Below are 18,838 nucleotides of genomic sequence, written 5' to 3' on the forward strand. Positions count from 1 at the left end.
ATGGGTACGCAGATGCTCTGGTTGCTGCCGGCTCTGCCGCTCGCGGGCGCGGTCATCCTGCTGCTGGGCGGGCGCGCGAGCGATGCCCGGGGACACTGGCTGGGCGTGGCGGCCGCGTTCGCCTCCTTCGGAATCGCGGTGTGGGCCTTCGCCGATATGCTCGGGCGCTCCGGCGCGGACCGGGCCGTATCGCACGACTTCTTCAGCTGGGTGCCCGTAGCCGGGCTGCAGGTGAACTTCACCCTGCAGCTGGATCAGCTCTCGATGTGTTTCGCGCTGCTGATCACCGGCGTCGGGTCGCTGATCCACCTGTACTCGGTCGGCTACATGGCACACGACGAGGGGCGGCGGCGGTTCTTCGCCTACCTCAACCTGTTCCTGGCCGCGATGCTGGTGCTGGTCCTGGCCGGCAACTACCTGGTGCTGTATCTGGGCTGGGAGGGCGTGGGCCTGGCCTCGTACCTGCTGATCGGGTTCTGGTATCACAAGCCCTCGGCGGCGACCGCTGCCAAGAAGGCGTTCGTGGTGAACCGGGTCGGCGACATGGGTTTGGCCATCGCGCTTTTCGTCATGTTCGCCACCTTCGGCTCGGTCGACTTCGGCCGCGTGTTCGGGGGCGCGCCGCACGCGAGCCAGGGCACGCTCACCGCGATCGGGCTGTTGCTGCTGCTGGGTGCGTGCGGCAAGTCCGCGCAGGTGCCGCTGCAGTCCTGGCTCGGGGACGCGATGGAGGGCCCGACCCCGGTCTCGGCGCTCATCCACGCCGCCACCATGGTCACCGCCGGTGTGTACCTGATCGCCCGCTCGCACGCGATCTTCGATCTCGCGCCGGGCGCCCGCACGGGCGTGCTCGTCGTCGGCGCGGTCACGCTGCTGTTCGGCGCGATCATCGGCTGCGCCAAGGACGACATCAAGAAGGCGCTCGCGGCCTCCACGATGAGCCAGATCGGCTACATGGTGCTCGCGGCGGGCCTGGGCCCGGCCGGATACGCGGTCGCGATCATGCATCTGCTGACCCACGGATTCTTCAAGGCCGGACTGTTCCTCGGCGCCGGTTCGGTGATGCACGCGATGAACGACGAGACCGATATGCGCCGCTACGGCGGGCTGCGCGCGCTCATGCCGATCACCTTCGTCACCTTCGGGCTGGGCTATCTGGCGATCATCGGCGTACCGCCGTTCGCGGGCTTCTTCTCCAAGGACCGCATCATCGAGGCGGCGTTCGGACACGGCGGCGCGAGCGGGGTCACGCTCGGTGCCGCCGCGCTGCTGGGCGCCGGGATCACCGCGTTCTACATGACCCGCGTGATGATCCTGACCTTCTTCGGCGACAAGCGCTGGGCGCCGGACACCCATCCGCACGAATCGCCCGCCTCGATGACCGGCCCGATGATCCTGCTGGCCCTTGGATCGGTGTTCTCCGGCGGGCTGTTCTTCTACGGCTCCTCGCTGCAGAACTGGCTGGCTCCCGTTGTCGGACAGGAACATTCCGAGGGCGCCATGCCCTCCTGGGTGGTGACGGTGCTGGCCCTGGTGGTCGTCGCGATCGGTGTGGCCGTGGCGTACGGGCAGTACGCCCGCCGTCCCGTCCCCGAGACCGCGCCCGAGCAGGTCTCCGGGCTCACCGTCGCCGCGCGCCGCGACCTGTACGGCGACGCGTTCAACGAGGCCGCGTTCATGCGCCCCGGCGCGGAGCTGACCCGCTCGCTGGTCTTCCTGGACGCCCGCGGCATCGACGGCATCGTGAACTCGACCGCGGCCCTCATCGGCGCGGTGTCCTCCCGAATCCGGCGCGTGCAAACCGGATTCGTGCGTTCCTACGCTCTGTCCATGTTCACCGGCGCGGCCCTGGTGGTCGCGGCCCTGCTGGCGGTGAGGTTGCTGTGAACTATCCCTGGCTGACAACGCTGTGGCTGTTGCCCCTGGTCGGGGCCGCCGCGGTGGTGGCGATGCCCGCGTCTGCGCGCTCCCTCGCCCGCTGGACCGGGCTGGTCTTCTCGCTGGCCACACTGGTGATCGGGATCGTGGTCGCGACCCGGTTCACCCCGGGCGGGCCGCAGTACCAGCTCACCGAATCGCACCGCTGGATACCGGCTTTCGGGGCGGGCTACACCCTCGGTGTCGACGGGATCGCGCTGGCGCTGATCCTGCTCACCGCCGGACTCGTGCCGCTGCTGATCATCGCGGGGTGGGGGGACGAGCGGGAGGTCGGCACCGGGAGGCGCGTGGCGCACATCTATGTGGCGCTGACGCTGATCGTCGAGTCGATGGTGCTGATTTCCTTTGTGTCCCTGGATATTCTGCTGTTCTACGTGTTCTTCGAGGTCATGCTGATCCCGATGTACTTCCTGATCGGCGGATTCGGGCAGAGCAGAATTACCGGAGATCACGGGCCCTCCATGGTTACGCAAGCTGCCGCCTCCGGGCCTGACACGATCTCCGGCGGGCGGGGCAGCTACACGGAACTGCGGCGGCAGCGCTCGCGCGCGGCGGTGAAGTTCCTGCTGTACAACCTGTTCGGCGGGCTCATCATGCTCGCCGCGGTGATCGGGCTGTATGTGCTCACCGCGCGCCAGCATCTGGGCGGATCCGACGGCACCTTCGATTTCCGCGCCGTCGTCGCCGCGGCCAACTCCGGGCATCTGGGTGCGGGCCCGGCGGTGCTCAACGCACTGTTCCTGGGATTCATGTTCGCCTTCGCGGTGAAGGCGCCGCTGTGGCCGTTGCACACCTGGCTGCCCGACGCCGCGGTCTCGGCGACACCGTCGAGCGCCGTCCTGATGATGGCGGTGGTCGACAAGGTCGGCACGTTCGGCATGCTGCGCTACTGCCTGCTGCTGTTCCCGCACGCCGCGCACACCTACGCGCCACTGATCAGCGTCCTCGCGGTGATCGGCATCGCCTACGGCGCGATCCTGGCGATCGGGCAGAAGGACGTGATGCGCCTGATCGCCTACACCTCGATCTCGCACTTCGGGTTCATCATCCTGGGCATCTTCGCCATGACCAATCAGAGCGGCGCGGGCGCGACCCTCTACATGGTCAACCACGGCATCTCCACCGCCGCGCTGTTCCTGATCGCCGGATTCCTGGTCTCGCGCAAGGGAACCCGCATGATCGCCGACTTCGGTGGCGTGCAGAAGGTCGCGCCGGTCCTGGCCGGGACCTTCCTGATCGCGGGCCTGGCCACGCTGTCGCTGCCCGGCCTCGCCCCGTTCGTCAGCGAATTCCTGGTCCTGGTCGGCACCTTCACCCGGTATCCGGTCGCGGCGGTCTGTGCCACCAGCGCGCTGGTGCTCGCCGCGATCTACGTGCTCTGGATGTACCAGCGGATGATGACCGGGCCGGTCAAGCAGGGCAACGAGCGGCTCTACGATCTGGTGCCCCGCGAATTGGTCGTCGTGGTGCCGCTGATCGTCGCGCTGCTGTTCCTGGGCGCCTATCCGAAACCGCTGCTGGATCGCATCAATCCGGCCGTCGCCGGGACCCTCACCACGATCGGCGCACACGATCCTGCGCCCGCGGTGCCGCAGGCGGCGACCATCTCCGACGGAGGTACGCACAAGTGAACACACTTGCAGTCGCAACGGTCACGGCCCCGTCCATCGAATACCGCGATCTGTCACCGATGCTCATCGTATTCGGCGTCGCGGTTGCCGCCGTGCTGGTCGAGGCGTTCGCGCCGCGGCCGTGGCGCTATCCCCTGCAGCTGGTGCTCGGCGTCGCCGGGCTGGGCGTGGCCTTGGCCGCGGTGATCGGGCTGGCGGGCACGCACACCACCGCGGTGGTCGGTGCGGTCGCGATCGACAACGTCACCCTGGTGCTGCAGGGCACCATCCTGGTCGCGGCGCTGCTCGGGCTGGCACTGATGGCCGAGCGCGGGATCGAGCCGCGGCTGGGCCGGATGCGCCGCGAGGGGCCGGGCACCTGGAGCCGCGCGGCCGCCGCGGGCGTGCGGGTTCCGGTCGACGCGTTCACCCCGCAGGCGGCCGCCACGCCGGGCAGCGCCGACGAGATCGCCGCGGCCCGTGCGGGAATCACGACCACCGAGGTGTTCCCGCTCATGCTGATCGCGGTGGGCGGGCTGCTGCTGTTCCCGGCCTCCAATGACCTGCTGACCATGTTCGTCGCGCTCGAGGTGCTGTCGCTGCCGCTGTACCTGCTGTGCGGGCTGGCCCGCCGCCGGCGGCTGCTCTCGCAGGAGGCGGCGCTGAAATACTTTCTGCTGGGGGCATTCTCCTCGGCCTTCTTCCTGTATGGGATGGCGCTGCTGTACGGATATGCCGGGACCGTGCGCTTCTCGGGCATAGCCGCGGCGGTCTCCCGGGATTCCGGTTCGAAAACCCTTGCCGTGCTGGGCATCGCGATGCTGGCGGTCGGGCTGCTGTTCAAGATCGGCGCGGTGCCGTTCCAGGCCTGGGTGCCCGACGTGTACCAGGGCGCACCGACCTCGGTGACCGCGTTCATGGCCGCGGGCACCAAGATCGCGGCGGTCGGCGCCTTCCTACGGGTGCTGCAGGTGGCGGTGCCCGGGCTGCGCGAGGACTGGCGCCCGATCCTGGCCGCGGTGGCCGTGGCGACGATGGCGGTGGGCGCGGTCGTGGCGGTCACGCAGACCGACGTGAAGCGCATGCTCGCGTATTCGTCGGTGGCCCACGCCGGTTTCATCCTGGTCGCGCTGGTGGCGGCCAACACCCAGGGCACCTCCTCGGTGCTGTTCTACCTGGTGGCGTACGGCATCAGCACCACGGGCGCATTCGCGGTGGTGACGCTGGTGCGCGACAGGGTCGGCGACGAGGCCACCTCGATGTCGGCCTGGGCCGGACTGGGCCGCCAATCCCCCTGGCTGGCCACGATTTTCGCGCTGTTCCTGCTCTCCTTCGCGGGCATCCCGCTCACCAGCGGATTCGTCAGCAAGTTCGCGGTCTTCCAGGCCGCGGCCGCGGCCGGCGACTCGTGGCTGGTGATCATCGGCGTGATCTGCAGCGCCATCGCCGCCTACTTCTACATCCGCGTCATCGTCCTGATGTTCTTCACCGACCCCGCCGACGACGCCCCCCAGATCGTCACCCCACCCCTGACGAGCACGGTGGTCGCCCTGACCGCCGCGGCCACCCTGGTCCTGGGCGTGTTCCCCCAGCCGGTCCTGGACATCGCCACCCGCGCAACGTCGTTCGTGCACTGAACCGTTCACGCTGTGCCCGGATGCGCCCGATGCATCCGGGCGCAGTGCGTTCGGCCATGGTGTTCCAATCGAGCCTGCGATCAGCGTGCCCGTCGACAACCGGGTGGACAGGCAACGGGCAGGGCCGACCCTCGACGGCGTTACAGTGGCGCCATGACCCTCGGATTCACCTGGGACACCAGCGAGCTGGACATCGACCTCGCGAGGCACACCCGCGAACGTGCCGTTTGGCGTATGCGCAGGACAATGCCGGGATTTGTCTGGGACGCGGCGGTGCTGGAGGGCAATCCCTTCACCTATCCTGACGTGCAGACACTGATGGAGGGTGTCACCGTAGGCGGCCATCGGCTTTCGAATGAACGTCAGGTCCTTGCGCTCGCCGACTCGATGCGCGAACTCGCATACGGCAGCCATATCCTCCCCGAGCCTGGACCCGGCGGAGAAAACCTGATTCGTCTCCACAGCGAGGGGCTCACCGACATTCTCGAGCTGCCCGACCCTGTACAGCAGGGCATCGCTTACTTCCTCTTCGCGGCGCTCAACCAGTTCTATTTCGACGGCAACAGGCGCACCGGCCGCGCGATGATGAACGGCCACCTCATGTCCTGCGGCATCGACGCGATCAGCGTGCCTGCCCTTCGGCGGCGTGAGTTCAACACGCTGATGGTCGATTTCTACCGGAGTAAGGATGCCACGGGCATCTTCGGCTTACTGCTGTCCTGCCACCCGGACCGGCTCACGGCCTGACCGGCTACTGGATCACCTCGCGAAGGCGGGCGGCGAAGGCGGGCGGGTTCTCCATGAAGCCGGCGTGACCGCCGGGGAAGAGGGTGGGTTCGATCTTCAGTTCGGCGGCCAGCGCGCGGGTGGTGCGGTCGCAGAACATGCCCGCGGAGGTGTCGCCGATGCCGAGGACGACGTGGGTGTCCAGGGCGCGCAGGGCGTCCAGGTCGGGGCGCCAGCCGGCGGTGGGCTCGAGTTCGTGGAGGTAGAAGAAGCGGTCGTTGGCGGCGTCGCGGTGGGCCAGCATCTGCTCGAGCACGCCCTCCGGGAACGGCATCTCCGTCATGGCGAAGAACTTCCGGATAGCGACGACCTCGTCGCCGTGGAAGGTCGCGACGATGTCGTCGCGGGTCCGGCGCTGGGACTCCCGGTCGTCCAGGAGTTCCGCGAGCGGCGGTTCGTGCGCGATGGCGGTCGACACCAGTTCCGGGGCCGCCTGCAGTAGCGCCAGGGTGGTGACCGCGCCGCCGGAGGAGCCGAGAACGGTTGCGGGACCGGCGTCCAGGTGCCGCAGGATGCGCGCCAGGTCGTCGGCGCGCAACTCGGGGGTGGCGTCGGTGCCGGGATCGTCGAGCTCGCTGCCGAAATGGCCGCGCGGGTCGGGGGTCAGTACGGTGTACTGCTCGGCAAGTTGCTCGGCCAGCGGTATGAACGGCGCCGAATGCATCGGCGAGCCGACGAGCGCCAGTAGCGGTCCGTCGCCGCGCAGCTCGTAGTACAGGCGCACGCCGGGGGCGGCGAGGGTGTGCGTGGTGACGGATGTGGTCATGCGGATCCTCCTGGGCATAGCGAACTGGGCACCCATGTCGACTCCCCCCAGTATCCGAAATTCATCGGTCGCGGCGCGGCATTCGATGCGACTGTGCGCGCCGTGCCGGAATTCGGTGCCGTTCAAGGTCATCGGCCGACGCGACAGTCCGACTCGCGACCGGTATAACCGAAGTGCCCATCGCCGTCTCGAGCGGCTCCTACGATGGTGCCGATACGGATCGCAACGCAGATAGGGGTGGTTGAGATGACAGAGGGCTCCGCGCAGATCGATCAATCCAAGCCGAGTATCGCCCGCGTCTACGACTATCTGCTGGGCGGCAAGGACAATTACGAGGTCGATCGAAAGATCGGCGACTTCTTCATCGAGGACCTGCCCGGTTCGGTCTCGATCGCATATGCCAACCGGCAGGCGCTGATTCGCGCGGTGGGCGCCATTTCCCGGGACGGCATTTCGCAGTTCATCGACATCGGCAGCGGCCTGCCGACCGTGGACAACGTGCACCAGGTCGCGCAGCGCCACAATCCCGAGGCCCGCGTGGTCTACGTCGACAACGATCCGATCGTGCTGGCGCACGGGCGCGCGCTGCTGGCCACCGACGAGCACACCACCGTCTTCCAGGCCGATCTTCGCTATCCGGAGGAGATTCGCAAGAACTCCGAGGTCGAGCGACTGATCAACTTCGACGAACCCGTCGGGGTGATCTTCAGCGCGATCCTGCACCACCTCAACGACAGTGAGCGCCCGGCCGATCTCGTGGCCTGGTGGGCCGATCAGGTCCTCTCGGGCAGCGAGTTCTACATCTCGCATTTCCGGTCCGGCCTGAACGAGGAGACCCAGGCCGCGGAGGCGAAGCTGCAGGACAGTTTCGGGCGGGGGCGCTGGCGCACCGACGAGGAGATCGAGGCGCTGTTCGGCGATCTCGAGATACTCGAGCCCGGCCTGGTGAACTGTTCGCTGTGGCGTCCGGCGCCGACCCCGGGCGACGACGTCAGCAAGATCGGCGTCGAGGCGCGCGACCTCGGCGACCTGACCCTGTGGGAGCAGCTGATCTCCTGCGCGTTGGCCCGCAAGCCCTAATCGGCACCGTCGGCGAAGCCGTCCGAAACCGCGCATGGCCGGAGCGAATGCGGAGATACGCATAGCCCGGAGCGATAGCCTGTCCGCATGATCAATGGTGCGCACACGATCATGTACGCGGCCGATGCGGATGCCGCGCGGGCCTTCTTCCGCGACGTGCTCGGCCTGGCTCATGTCGATGCCGGACACGACTGGCTGATCTTCAAGTCGCCGCCGGCCGAGCTGGCCGTGCACCCGGCCGGCGGCCCCGACAGCGGCCGGGTCGAGCTGTATCTGATGTGCGACGACCTGCACGCGACCGTCGAGGAGCTGCGGGCCAAGGGCGTCGAGTTCACCGGCGGCATCACCCAGCAGGGCTGGGGGCTGCTCACCACGCTCGTCGTGCCGGGCGCCGGTGAGATCGGGCTCTATCAGCCGCGGCACGAGACCGCGTACAACCTGGAGTGATTCGCTCCGACTCCGGCCCTGGGACGATTCGCCCGCGGCCGGGTTCAGCATATCCATTTGAACCTAATCTAATTAGGTTATAGGCTAACTTCCCTAGAAGGAGGTAGCCGACAATGACATCCCATCCGACATCCGGCACCCTGCGTGTGCCCGGCGCGACCCTGTACTACGAGACCCGCGGATCGGGCCCGGTGCTGCTGGCCCTGCCCGGCGGCGGGGGCGACGCGAACGGCTTCGACGACATGGCCGAACTGCTCGCACCCCGGTTCACCGTCGTCGCCCTCGATGCGCGCGGGTATTCGCGCAGCCCGCTGGACAGCGGCACCCCCGAAACCCAGCAGGTGCGGGTGCAGAGCGACGACGCGTACCGGCTACTGACCCACCTCACCGACCAGCCCGCGTACATCGTCGGCGGCAGCGCCGGAGCGATCGTCGGGCTGGATCTGCTCACCCGCCACCCCGAGTGTGTCCGCACCCTCGTCACCCACGACCCGCCCTGTTTCGCGGTGCTGCCCGACGCGGCCGAACAGCGCACCTTCGTCGAGGAGGTGTACACCCTGGCCCGCACCGAGGGGATCGCCGCCGCCTCGGCGCGATTCCTCGCCGGGATCGGCGGGGCGATGAAGCCCTCGCCGGCGCCAGGAGAACTGCCGCCGGACAAGGCCGCGATGTGGGCCCGCCTGGCCGCCAACGCCCCGATCATGATGGAGTACGAACTGCGCGAATTCACCTCGTACATACCCGATTACGTCGCCCTGAGCGCCGTACGGGACCGCCTGGTGCTCGGCGTCGGCCGTGAGTCGCGCCACCTGCTGCCCTCCCGTCCGGCCGCCGAGATCGCCGCCCGGGTCGGGCTGTCCGTCACCGAGTTCCCGGGCATGCACAACGGCATGCGCACCGAGGCAAGGGAATTCGCGGCGCAGCTGATCGACCTGCTCGCGGGGTGAACTGCCGCGTTCAATTGCGCGATGTCGGTTCCGACCGGTCCGCTCGGATCCAATAGGCTGTCCGGAGTTCGACAGCAACAAGGAGTCTCACCGATGGTCAACCCGAAACGGTCCGGAAATCGGCCGATGCCGACAGAGCCGGAGCGCGATCGTGGTCGGTCGTCGGAGCCGGACGCCTCCGACGCGGCGCCATCCGGCTTCCGCATCGCGGACACGCTGGCCGCGGTCATGCTCCTGCTGGCGACCCTGACCTATCTCGGGCGCCTGATGGTGGGGCTGTCCCAGCCTGGTGACACCATCGCCCCCCGCGATTTCGGTTCGCTGCTGGCCTCGATCATCGCGATCGTTGCGGGAATCCTGCTGGTGACCGGCGTCAAGCCGCCGGTCGCCCGCGTCACCGGCGCGCTCGGGGCCGGTGCGCTGCTCCTGTTCAACGTGGCGAATCTGACCGGCGGCGCGGTCGACGACGTCATCGGCAAATCCGCCAGGTGGGCGGCGATTCCGATCGCCGCGACCACGTTCCTTGCCATCGTCGCGCTGATCCAGGCGTCCTGGACCAGCGTGGAAACGGTGCGCACGCGCGCGGATCGGGACGAGGATCAGGACGCGCCCGCCCCGGTGGCGCAGACCGTCGCCGAGCCTACTCCGGCGCCGGAGCGCCCCGCCCTTCCGGAGCGCTCGGCGCCCATCCCGGAAACGCTCGGCGTCATCGGCGTGCCGGAAGCCGACGACGAACCCGCCGTGCCGTGGCAACAGGCTGACGTAGTCGCCGCTCCGGGCCAGCCGTTCGAGCCCTATGAGCAGCGGCCCGAACCCACCTCTACCGCCGACGAATCGCTCGGATCGTATGCGCGCGCGGACGCCCGCTCCACCGAGGACCCCTCGACATTGTTGCTCCCGCCGCATCGGCCCGGACCGTTCGGCGCGCCGCTGAACGAGGGCCCAGCGGCGACCGACGCCGTGCCGTACGCGGACGCTTCCCCGGACACCACCGAACGACCTGCCACCCCGATGCCACCACAGCATCCAGGCCCCTTCGGCGCCCCCCGGCGTCCGGACCAGTTCGCGCCGGAGCCGCAAACGGCCCGCTCCAGAGAGGCCGAATCGTTTGCGGGGCAGGAGCTTCCATCGCCGGTATCGCGGCCGCAGCCAATGGAGTTCGACCCGGGAACGCAATCGCGAACCGAGCCGTTCATCTCGCAGCCGCCGCACGTCGAGACCGAATCCGAGGGCGAGGCTACATCCCTGCTGCCCCCGCCGACGGGACCGTTCGGCGCGCCGCGCCGCGAGCCGCTGCCGCCCGAGCCCTCCTGGGGCTCGGGGTACGGGCCGGGTGCGCCCGAACAATATCCGGGACCGCAATCGAACCCGGCATCCGCGATTCCCGAACGCGGCCCGGTTGTTCGTGACGCCGGCCGGCCTCCCGCCGAGCAGCCGGCACCGGACCGTCGCGAGCCCGAATCGGCAGCAGCACAGATGAGTGCGGGATCGCCATCCCCGCAGCCGGGGCCGTTCGGTGGGCCGCCACCGGGTTACGAGCACGCCGAGACCGAGGGCATCCCGATGGGACAGTTCGCGGATCACCCGACCACCGTCCTGCCCCGGCCGGGCGGTGCGACCGATGCCGAGCTGTCACGCGACGGCGTGATCGGCGCGCAGCCGTACGTATCTCCTGACACTGCGCCGTTGCACAGGCAGGACTACCCCGAGGCATTGCCCGAGCCGCGGCCGCCGGCCGGGCGCGGCTACGATTCCGAGCCCGCTGCCTACCGCCCGGCCGGTGATGTGGCGCCGCAACCGATTCCGTTCCCCGTTCCCCACCGAGACGACTACAACTCACGGTTCCCCGAGGGTGAGCCCTACCGCCCCGAATCCGCTCCCGGCGAGTGGCCCGCGGAACGGCAACCCGCGCCGGATGGCTCCCGCGCCGATAGTGGTACTGCGGTTGGCGGCGCCGAGGCCCAGTGGCCCGCCGCTCCGCATCGCCGTCCGTTCGGATCGTTCGAGTATCCCGCCGAGGTGGTGGTCGCGCAGGACCACAACACCGCGCGACTACCCGTCGCCGAGCAGCGACAGCCCGGTGACCACCAGGCGCCACCGGCGTTCGCCGCGTTCGAGCCCACGAACCAGCGCGGCGAGGGGTGGTCGCAACACGATTCGCAGTGGCAGTCGTCCGGGGACGGGCACCCTCAGCAGGCCGCTCCCACCGAGGCCATTCCGCACGCGTCCGAAACCTCGCCGATCCCCGCGCAGCACACGGTCCGTCAGCCCATGCTGCGGCAGCCCGGCGGATTTCTCACTCCGCCCCCGGTCGATTCCGAACCGATTCCCGCGCAGCAACCACCGGCGCGGCACCGCGGCCCCGACGACCAGCCCTATGCCGTTCCGTTCGCGAATCTCGTCTCGGCAGAACCCGATTCGGCACCGCCGCCGCCCGATCCGGTGCAGGCGCCGCCGAAACGTCTCTCGCCCATGCCGCAGAACGACCAGCAGTGACCACCGGAGCCAACCGGCGTTGCCGTCGGTGGCGAGAAAATGGTTGGACGCGATCGCGTTCTAGTTGATAGCGTGAGCCGAACCGTGACAGCACGCGAGGAGGTGAGACCCATGAACGTTGTATCGAAGTGGGAGCTCCCTCTCGACGTCACGGTTGGGCGAACGATCTAGCTGTCGCCGGGAGCGCCTGTCATCCAAGGCTGCTCCGAAAGGGCGATAAGCTTGAACTCTGCACATTCCACGTCCGGTTCCACCGGACACACCACCGTCATCACACGCGTCTCCGAGACGCAGTGGCAGGCGGTGAATCACGGTCTGCCGATCGGATCGGGCGATGTGTCGCCACGGCCCGACGGCCGGCTGTTCGTCAGCATCGACTCGTGGCTGGACGACGCCTTCGGTCCGCTGGCCGCCGCGATGCTGGCAGGCCTGCCGAGACCCCTCTATACGGTGGTCGACGAGGCGGATCGGGATCTGGTAAACCTTTGGGAGAGTGCCGGTTTCACCATCCGGCGCCGAGAATGGGAATACCTGGTGCCGAGCGATCCGGAGACGACCGGGCTCGCGGCGGTGGTCCCGCCGCCGGACACGACGATCGTGGCCGCCGGCGCCGCGGCGGAAGGCCCACTGCGCGAGGCGGATCGGGCGATTCGCGACGAGGTGGAGGCGAGCGTCGGCTGGCCGAACATGCCGGCCGAGGTGATGCCGCGCATCGGGGGCGACACCCTGGTGGATCCGTCGAAGTATGCGGTGGCGGCACAATCCGATCGCTACGTGGGGCTGATCCGCGTCGTGCAGGTGACCCGCCTGCCACGGATCGGACTGCTCGCGGTGCGGGCCGATCAGCAGCGCCGGGGCATCGCCCGTGCGCTGCTGGCACACGCGCTGGGCGCCCTGCACCAGCGCGGGATACCCAGGGCGGCAGCCGAAGTGAACGAATCGAATGCCGCCGCTACGGCGCTTTTCGAAAGCATCGGTGCCCAGCGCGTGAACAGCAACCTGGAACTGGTGCTGGGATGAGTAACAACGGGAAGGGAATCGAGATCGAGGGCACCGTCATCGAGTGCCTCCGCAATGCCAACTTCACGGTCGAACTGCAGAACGGGCACCAGGTACTCGCCCACATCAGCGGGAAGATCCGGAAGAACTACATCAAAATCCAGCTGCAGGACCGGGTACTCGTCGAGCTGAGCCCCTACGACCTCACGCGCGGCCGAATCCTGTTCCGGTACCGCAATTAGCGCGTTGAGCGAATAGCTGTGCAGTCCGCGCCGACCGGATATGTTCCGGTCGGCGCGGTTCCGTGCCCCATGCCCCCATGCCACTGTGGTGGCGCCCGATCGTCTCCGCGCAGACGTTCACCGCCGTCGCGCCAAGCTGATTCGGTCGCGTCCGGATGTTCGACTTCACCAACTCGATCCGCGTCCGAGGCGCGGCCGAAGCATAGGCGGTGCGGCGGACGCCCAGCTCACTCAGGTGATTGTGCTGCCGACTGTGCATCGATCCCATAGGCTGGTCGATGCTCGGATTTCAGACATTTCAGCGTTGCAGCAAGGAGTTTCGCCGTGGCCAACCCATACCAGCCCGGCCCCGCGCCGATGCCCTCGGCACCGCCCCCGGGGTATGGGTGGCCCGCCCAGCCGGGTTCGCCTGCTGGACAGACGTATTCGCCGTATCCGACGCCCAAGCCTGCGGGTCCGCGTAATGTGCCCGCGCTGACTGCCGCAGGGCTCGTGCTGCTGGCGCTACTGATTGCACTGGGCCGCGAGACGGCCGCCATCGGAATCCACTGGCTGACCAACCTGTCCGTGATCGGCTGGATCCTCATAGCGGCAGCAACCATCACCGGCGGTGTGCAGACGCTCACCAATCGCAATCCGGTATCCGCGCGCATAACCGTGGCCCTTGCCACCGGCGCGTTGTTCACGGAACAGGTTTTCGGTCTGGTATCCGCCTTCTATGCTTACGACGGGCTGGGTGGCCACGGCTTGGGCGATGACGGCAATTGGCTCACAATCCCGGGCGTACTCGTCGGGATCGCCGCTATCGTCATGCTGTACATCGCATCCCGCGCGGATGCCGCGAAATCGGGCGCCGCGCAGCCAGCGACACCGCAATCGGCACAGCCGGGCTGGCCGTCGCAGCCGCAGGCGCCGTCCGGACAGCAACCGCCCACGGGATTCCCCGGCCAACAGCCCGCCGGATTCCCCCAGCAGCAACCGCCCTCCCCGCCCAGCGGCTTTCCACAGCAGCAACCGCTCGGGAGTCAGCTCGGTGGTTTTCCGCAGCAGCCGTGGGGACCGCAGCCCGGCGCCTTTCCACAGCAACAACCGTCCGGCTCCCAGCCCAGCGGCTTTCCGCAGCAACAACTACCGGGCCATCCGGCCGGTCTTCCCCAGCAGCCCGCCTACCAGCCCCAGGGCTTCCCGGGACAGCAGCACCCAGGGTTCGCGGCACCGCAACCAGCACCCACTCAGCCGGGTCAGTTCGTGCCACCGCCCGGTGCATTCGGTGCGCCCCCGCAGCCGCTGCAGCACCCCAATCCCCCTGCCGCACCCCAGGACTCCGGCAACCAGCCGACGGTCATGCATCAGCCTGCCAGCACCCCGGACAACCAGCAGACCATTCTCCAACAGCCCGGCACCAATCCCCCGCCGCAGCCCGGCAGCCCCTTCCCGCAGCCGAATGCGTCCGATGCGGGCTCGCCGCACGCCGCGGACCCGACCGTCTACCAGCCACCATCCACTCCGCAGGGGCCGCAGCAATAGCCGCGCGGAAAACCAGCCTCCTGATCGAGCGTGCGCGAAACGTCTCCTCGCTGAGATGATCCGCGGACAGGGCGCGATGCGGCGCTGTCACTGTTCGGGGTATCCGCGGCACATCGTGCGCAGACGCATCTGATGCATGCGAGCACCCGGCCGGATGGTCATCCAGTCGGACCTGGGTCGAATTGCGCTCGCCCGAGGGCCTTCCCGGGGTGCAGCCAAGGTACGGCCGTCGCCGCCAAGCTGCGCGTCTCTCTCAGCCGCGCCCTCGACACCGCGTCCCGCTGACGGCCGCCACCGGGTGCCAACGCTCGACCGCAGCGGACAGCCCCAGCCCCATGCGCGGATCGCAGAAGAGGACGGTCTAGTTGTCGCCTCGGTGTCCGTCGCGGACCACCGCTAACCCGCCGACCCGGGTCGTGATGCCCGCCGGCCCGCGTCGGGCCGAAGCGAGCACGCTGGCCGGTCGACCGAGGGTGTCACCTTGCTCCACCTCGATCGCGACCGTCTGTGCCCCTGTCGTGTCGAGCAGGTGGGCGGCCAGGCAGCCGGTGCTGTTGGCGTTGGCGACGTCCTCGTCGACACCGATTGCCGGCGCGAACATCCGCGCCGCGCCCGGTCGGTCGCCTACCGGCGGTGCGTACACGAAACAGCCGAGGAGCCCGTACCGCCGGCACGCCGCTGTCAGCCTGCCGAGGTGTGGGTGGACTCGGAGCAGCGCCGACCGGTCGTGGACCGGTACCAGCATGCGTGCTGCGCCGGGTGCGGCGATCCGTGGCGCGTCGGTCGGATGCGGGTCGTCCGCGGTGAGCCCGAGCGCGGCGACGATTGCGGCGCGCTCGTCCGGTGCCGGGTGACGCAGCGTGACGAGGCCCAGGTCGAACCACACCTCGATGCCGGCGGGGCGGCGGATCGCGACGGTGTCGAACGTGCGCCCGCCGGTGTGTTGGCGGTCGTTCAGCTCGCCCAGCGCGGTGCGCGTCAACCGGACGGCCTGCGCGGCAACGGTGCCGTGGCCGCAACCGGACAGTTCGGCGGTGGCGGTGAAGAACCGGACCGGCCGGCCACCGTCCGGCGTCCGCCCCGGGCCGAGGAACGCCGCGTGCGAGGTGCCGGCCGCAGCAGCGACCGCACGCCGGTCCGCGTCCGTTGCCGCCGGGTCGTCATCGGTGACGGCTGTGGGGCTGCCGCCCCGGCCGTCGCGCCGCACGCACGCATCAACCATCGTCACTTCCGGCCAGGACATCGGCCCACTACCGTCCTGCCTCAGTCGGTGCCGTCCTGCACCGGATAGTGGATGACGACCACACCGCCGGTGGCGTAGTTGACGACATCGGCGGACGCCTGCTGGCCGTACTCCGACTCCTGTGCTGCGGCCATGGCGGCGGCGTCAGCGAAGTCGGCCTCGAAGACCGCGAAATACGGCGATTCTCCCCTCTTCGCCGCCACGTCGAAGCTGTAGCGCCACGCAAGCAGGCCGGGCCACTTCATGACCAGTGGAAGGTGGTTGTTCACGTAGTAGTCGCGGAAGTGGTCGGGGTCGGCGGGCTTGGGATACAGGACCACCAGCTTATGCATGACTGCCTCCTGCATCGTGTATGAGTGCGGTATCCGGTACCGCGGTCGGTTGAATCGTCATATGCGCAGGTTAGGGCTTGATGCGTGGTCGAGGGAAAGACCGGGACGCGATAGACTCAGAACGGATCGTTATCAATCGACAGGGAGGGCATGTGGCGCCGGATACGGTGAGCCTGCGGTACTTTCTGGTGCTGGCGCAGGAGTTGAACTTCACCCGCGCCGCCGCACGGATCGGTATCGCGCAGCCCGCACTCAGTGCCCGGATGCGCCGATTGGAGGCGGAACTCGGTACGAGCCTTCTGGTTCGTGACACGCATAGCGTCGTATTGACCACGGCCGGTGCGGCTTTGGCGGAGTCCGCGCCGCCCGCGCTGGCGGCGCTGGACCGGGCCTGGGACACCGCCCGGAATGCGGGGGCCGGTGAACTGGGCACGCTGCGCATCGGATACAGCCTCAGCACGGGGGCCGAGACGGCGCCGGCCCTGGTGGACAGGCTCATTCGCAGCAGCCCGGGACTCGAGGTCGGCGCGGTCCCGATGGCGACACCGGAGATCTCCCCCGCGGTCGCCGACGGCCGCATCGATGCGGGGATTACCCGCGGTGAACAGCCGGGTCGTGGCGTGCGCCGGTTCCTGCTGCGGCGTGTGCGCGCCGGGGTCCAATTGGCACAGCATCATCCGCTGGCCGAACACCCGGAGATCGAGATCGCCGATGCGGCCGCGTATCCGATTCGACTCCCCGACCGCACGGCCAACCCCGTGATCCACGACCAGCTGGCCGCACTGTTCCGCGATACCCGGCCACATCCCCGATTCCACACGCCCGCAGTCTCTTTCGACATGTCTCAGCGCGACCTACACGACGGGCTCACCCTCGCCCCGGCCGGTGAAACCGCGGTCACGACAGCACCGGCCGGTCTCACGTGGCGACCGCTGCGGGGCGCACCCACCCTGACGATCCACCTGGTCCTCCCGCGCGTGCAGTCACCACTACACCGCCGCATCCGTACCGTCGCCAAAACCCTGGCACACGAGCTGCACTGGCTGCCGGACTGACGCGCAGCAGGTCACGCGAGGCGGACGTCGGCGGTGGCGAGGCCGACCCGCACCGCCAGGGCCAGGGCCTGCGTCGATGGCGTGGGCGGCGCCGATGGCGTGGGCGGCGCCGCCCGGAACTGCTCGAGCGACGGCCGCCGGCGTCATCGATGGTGAAGTCGGCCAGGTCCGGATACGCCCCGTCGGTCGCCCGGCACTGCGCATCGAGGCGCTCGTGCAGGTCAGCGCGGGACCCGGCCGCGGTCGCCGGGATGCCGACCTCGGCGCAGAAGCCGGGCAGCATCTCCGCCACCTCGTCCGGGGTGAGCAGCTGGTCGGCCCAGTTCGCGTACGCCTGCCCCCTCCAGTACAAATAGTCTCCGACATCGCCCACGCCACCGGCATCGTCGACGCCGTGGGCGCGTACGTCTTCGGCGCCACCACCCGCCAGCTCGCGGAGGAACTCGCCCACGAACGCTCTGGCCTGTCCGAGGATCAGTGGCGCCAGGCCGTGGCCCCCTACATGCGTTCCGTCCTGGCCGCGGGCGCGCACCCCCACCTGTCCCGCCGCATCCTGCACGCGCCCGACATCTCCCCCGAGGACCGCTTCGCCTTCGGCCTCAATGCCCTTCTCGACGGCATCGCCGGAACCGGATGAGCCGCAACACCGATTTTCGCGCGGCACGCGAAAACCCCTGCCGCGCGGCCGATACGCCCACGTTGGCTCCGGAATCTGAAGCTGTCGGGAGGTGCAGAGTAGGCCGGTGCGGACAGCGGAATACTCGAGCTGCCTCTAGCCGCAAGTAGCTTCTCGCTCAGGGTGATTCGTCTACAGTGGCCGGTGCTAACGGATGGCTGTCGCGTTCGAGGTGGCGGTCGATGGCGATCGTTTCCGACCCACCCTGACACCACTGCCGGAGCAGTGCGAGGGCTTCCTCGGCGGGAGACCTGGCGGGAGTTGTGCACACGATGAGTACTTGGTCCGGTGCACGGGCGATCGACAGGGTCTGCTGTGTCACTGTCACCGTGCCGACGACGGGATGATGCAGTTGGTAGGACGCTGCGTCGCAGGGCATTACGCGGTGGTCGCCCCAAAGCGCGACGAACTCTGGGCTTTTCATCGTCAGCTCGCCGATCAGTTCCGCGAGCAGCAGGTCCTGCGGCTGCTTGCCGACGGCGATGCGCAGGTTGCCGACCACCGCGCGGGCCTTGCGCTTCCAGTCCGCGTACAGCTCGCGGCAGTGCGGGTCCAGAAACAGCATCCGGCTCATATTCGGCCGCAGCGCCGGGTCGTCCGGGCTGCGGAAGTCCAGATGCCCGGCGAGCAAGGCATGCCCGAGCGAATTCCATGCCAGCACATCGGTGCGCCGGCCGAGCACCATCGCCGGGACGCCGTCGACGGCGCGCAGCAGGTCGCGCGTGTCGTCGGCGAGTTTCTCGGGCCGTGGACGGCGTCCCCGGGGCGTGCGGCGGGCGGCGTGGGCGAGCCGGTCGAGGTGTTGGCGCTCGTGGTCGTCGAGCAGCAGAGCACGGGCGATCGCGTCGAGTACCTCGGCCGAGGCCCCGCGAGACAGTCCTTGTTCCAGGGCCAATTCGCTAGCAATCGGCACGTACGCACCGGGCTGCCCTTCTTCTTCTCGGACAAGATGATCCCCTTGCTGGATGATTCCCACGACGAGACTGCTCGGTGATGAGTTCTCGCCCGCTCGCGCACAAGAGACGAAAGTCCCTGACGTACATATGAACTCGGCCCC

General features: G+C 68.8%; 17 protein-coding genes. 13 read left to right on the forward strand and 4 right to left on the reverse strand.

The window, feature by feature from the left end; genetic code table 11:
- From nuoL to ABH933_RS38425, 4 genes are all read left to right on the forward strand, one after another.
- Positions 1-1,887 (forward strand): NADH-quinone oxidoreductase subunit L, encoded by a 1,887-nt coding sequence (nuoL, locus tag ABH933_RS38410; protein ID WP_429425202.1) that lies wholly within the window; start codon positions 1-3, stop codon positions 1,885-1,887.
- Entirely contained in the window at positions 1,884-3,569 is a 1,686-nt protein-coding gene (locus tag ABH933_RS38415) for an NADH-quinone oxidoreductase subunit M (protein ID WP_429425205.1), read from the forward strand. The genes nuoL and ABH933_RS38415 overlap by 4 nt, the downstream gene beginning before the upstream one ends.
- Entirely contained in the window at positions 3,566-5,185 is a 1,620-nt protein-coding gene (gene nuoN, locus ABH933_RS38420) for an NADH-quinone oxidoreductase subunit NuoN (RefSeq protein ID WP_429425207.1), read from the forward strand. The genes ABH933_RS38415 and nuoN overlap by 4 nt, the downstream gene beginning before the upstream one ends.
- A 153-nt stretch (positions 5,186-5,338) precedes the next feature.
- Positions 5,339-5,932, forward strand: a complete 594-nt coding sequence (locus ABH933_RS38425) for a cell filamentation protein Fic (protein ID WP_429425209.1) — start codon at positions 5,339-5,341, stop codon at positions 5,930-5,932.
- 4 nt (positions 5,933-5,936) lie between these two features.
- Here the strand turns inward: ABH933_RS38425 and ABH933_RS38430 are convergent, their stop codons facing one another.
- Positions 5,937-6,737, reverse strand: coding sequence for an alpha/beta fold hydrolase (locus tag ABH933_RS38430; RefSeq protein ID WP_429425212.1), 801 nt, complete (start codon positions 6,735-6,737; stop codon positions 5,937-5,939).
- Between the two features lie 246 nt (positions 6,738-6,983).
- Between ABH933_RS38430 and ABH933_RS38435 the strand changes: the two genes are divergently transcribed.
- From ABH933_RS38435 to ABH933_RS38465, 7 genes are all read left to right on the forward strand, one after another.
- A complete protein-coding gene (locus ABH933_RS38435) occupies positions 6,984-7,817 on the forward strand; it encodes an SAM-dependent methyltransferase (RefSeq protein WP_429425214.1) in 834 nt (277 codons plus the stop codon).
- An 87-nt stretch (positions 7,818-7,904) separates the two neighbouring features.
- Entirely contained in the window at positions 7,905-8,264 is a 360-nt protein-coding gene (locus tag ABH933_RS38440; protein WP_215919937.1) for a VOC family protein, read from the forward strand.
- 113 nt (positions 8,265-8,377) lie between these two features.
- Positions 8,378-9,211 carry an alpha/beta fold hydrolase gene (locus tag ABH933_RS38445; RefSeq protein WP_429425216.1) on the forward strand — a complete coding sequence of 278 codons (834 nt, stop codon included), beginning with the start codon at positions 8,378-8,380 and terminating at the stop codon, positions 9,209-9,211.
- Between the two features lie 93 nt (positions 9,212-9,304).
- On the forward strand, positions 9,305-11,707 hold the full coding sequence (locus ABH933_RS38450; RefSeq protein WP_429425218.1) for a hypothetical protein: 2,403 nt from the start codon (positions 9,305-9,307) through the stop codon (positions 11,705-11,707).
- A gap of 222 nt (positions 11,708-11,929) precedes the next feature.
- Complete coding sequence (locus ABH933_RS38455) at positions 11,930-12,727, forward strand: GNAT family N-acetyltransferase (RefSeq protein WP_429425220.1); 798 nt, start codon at positions 11,930-11,932, stop codon at positions 12,725-12,727.
- Positions 12,724-12,948: a translation initiation factor IF-1 gene (infA, locus tag ABH933_RS38460; protein ID WP_215919933.1), complete on the forward strand. Its 225-nt coding sequence runs from the start codon at positions 12,724-12,726 to the stop codon at positions 12,946-12,948. The genes ABH933_RS38455 and infA overlap by 4 nt, the downstream gene beginning before the upstream one ends.
- 324 nt (positions 12,949-13,272) lie before the next feature.
- Positions 13,273-14,475, forward strand: a complete 1,203-nt coding sequence (locus ABH933_RS38465) for a hypothetical protein (RefSeq protein ID WP_429425222.1) — start codon at positions 13,273-13,275, stop codon at positions 14,473-14,475.
- Positions 14,476-14,836: 361 nt separating this feature from the next.
- Here the strand turns inward: ABH933_RS38465 and ABH933_RS38470 are convergent, their stop codons facing one another.
- Positions 14,837-15,718: a PhzF family phenazine biosynthesis protein gene (locus ABH933_RS38470; RefSeq protein WP_429425224.1), complete on the reverse strand. Its 882-nt coding sequence runs from the start codon at positions 15,716-15,718 to the stop codon at positions 14,837-14,839.
- A 20-nt stretch (positions 15,719-15,738) separates the two neighbouring features.
- Positions 15,739-16,050: an EthD family reductase gene (locus tag ABH933_RS38475; RefSeq protein ID WP_429425226.1), complete on the reverse strand. Its 312-nt coding sequence runs from the start codon at positions 16,048-16,050 to the stop codon at positions 15,739-15,741.
- Positions 16,051-16,202: 152 nt separating this feature from the next.
- Here ABH933_RS38475 and ABH933_RS38480 point away from each other — a divergent pair, with 152 nt between their 5' ends.
- Both ABH933_RS38480 and ABH933_RS38485 read left to right on the forward strand, forming a co-directional pair.
- A complete protein-coding gene (locus tag ABH933_RS38480; protein WP_429425228.1) occupies positions 16,203-17,105 on the forward strand; it encodes a LysR family transcriptional regulator in 903 nt (300 codons plus the stop codon).
- Positions 17,106-17,181: 76 nt separating this feature from the next.
- Positions 17,182-17,742 (forward strand): TetR/AcrR family transcriptional regulator C-terminal domain-containing protein, encoded by a 561-nt coding sequence (locus ABH933_RS38485; RefSeq protein ID WP_429425230.1) that lies wholly within the window; start codon positions 17,182-17,184, stop codon positions 17,740-17,742.
- A 157-nt stretch (positions 17,743-17,899) separates the two neighbouring features.
- On the opposite strand, the gene ABH933_RS38490 is transcribed toward ABH933_RS38485, so the two are convergent.
- On the reverse strand, positions 17,900-18,694 hold the full coding sequence (locus ABH933_RS38490; RefSeq protein ID WP_429425232.1) for a transcriptional regulator: 795 nt from the start codon (positions 18,692-18,694) through the stop codon (positions 17,900-17,902).
- Between the last annotated feature and the right edge of the window lie 144 nt (positions 18,695-18,838).

Origin of the sequence: Nocardia sp. GP40, from assembly GCF_050434125.1 — a bacterium.
Taxonomy (GTDB): Bacteria; Actinomycetota; Actinomycetes; order Mycobacteriales; family Mycobacteriaceae; genus Nocardia; species Nocardia albiluteola.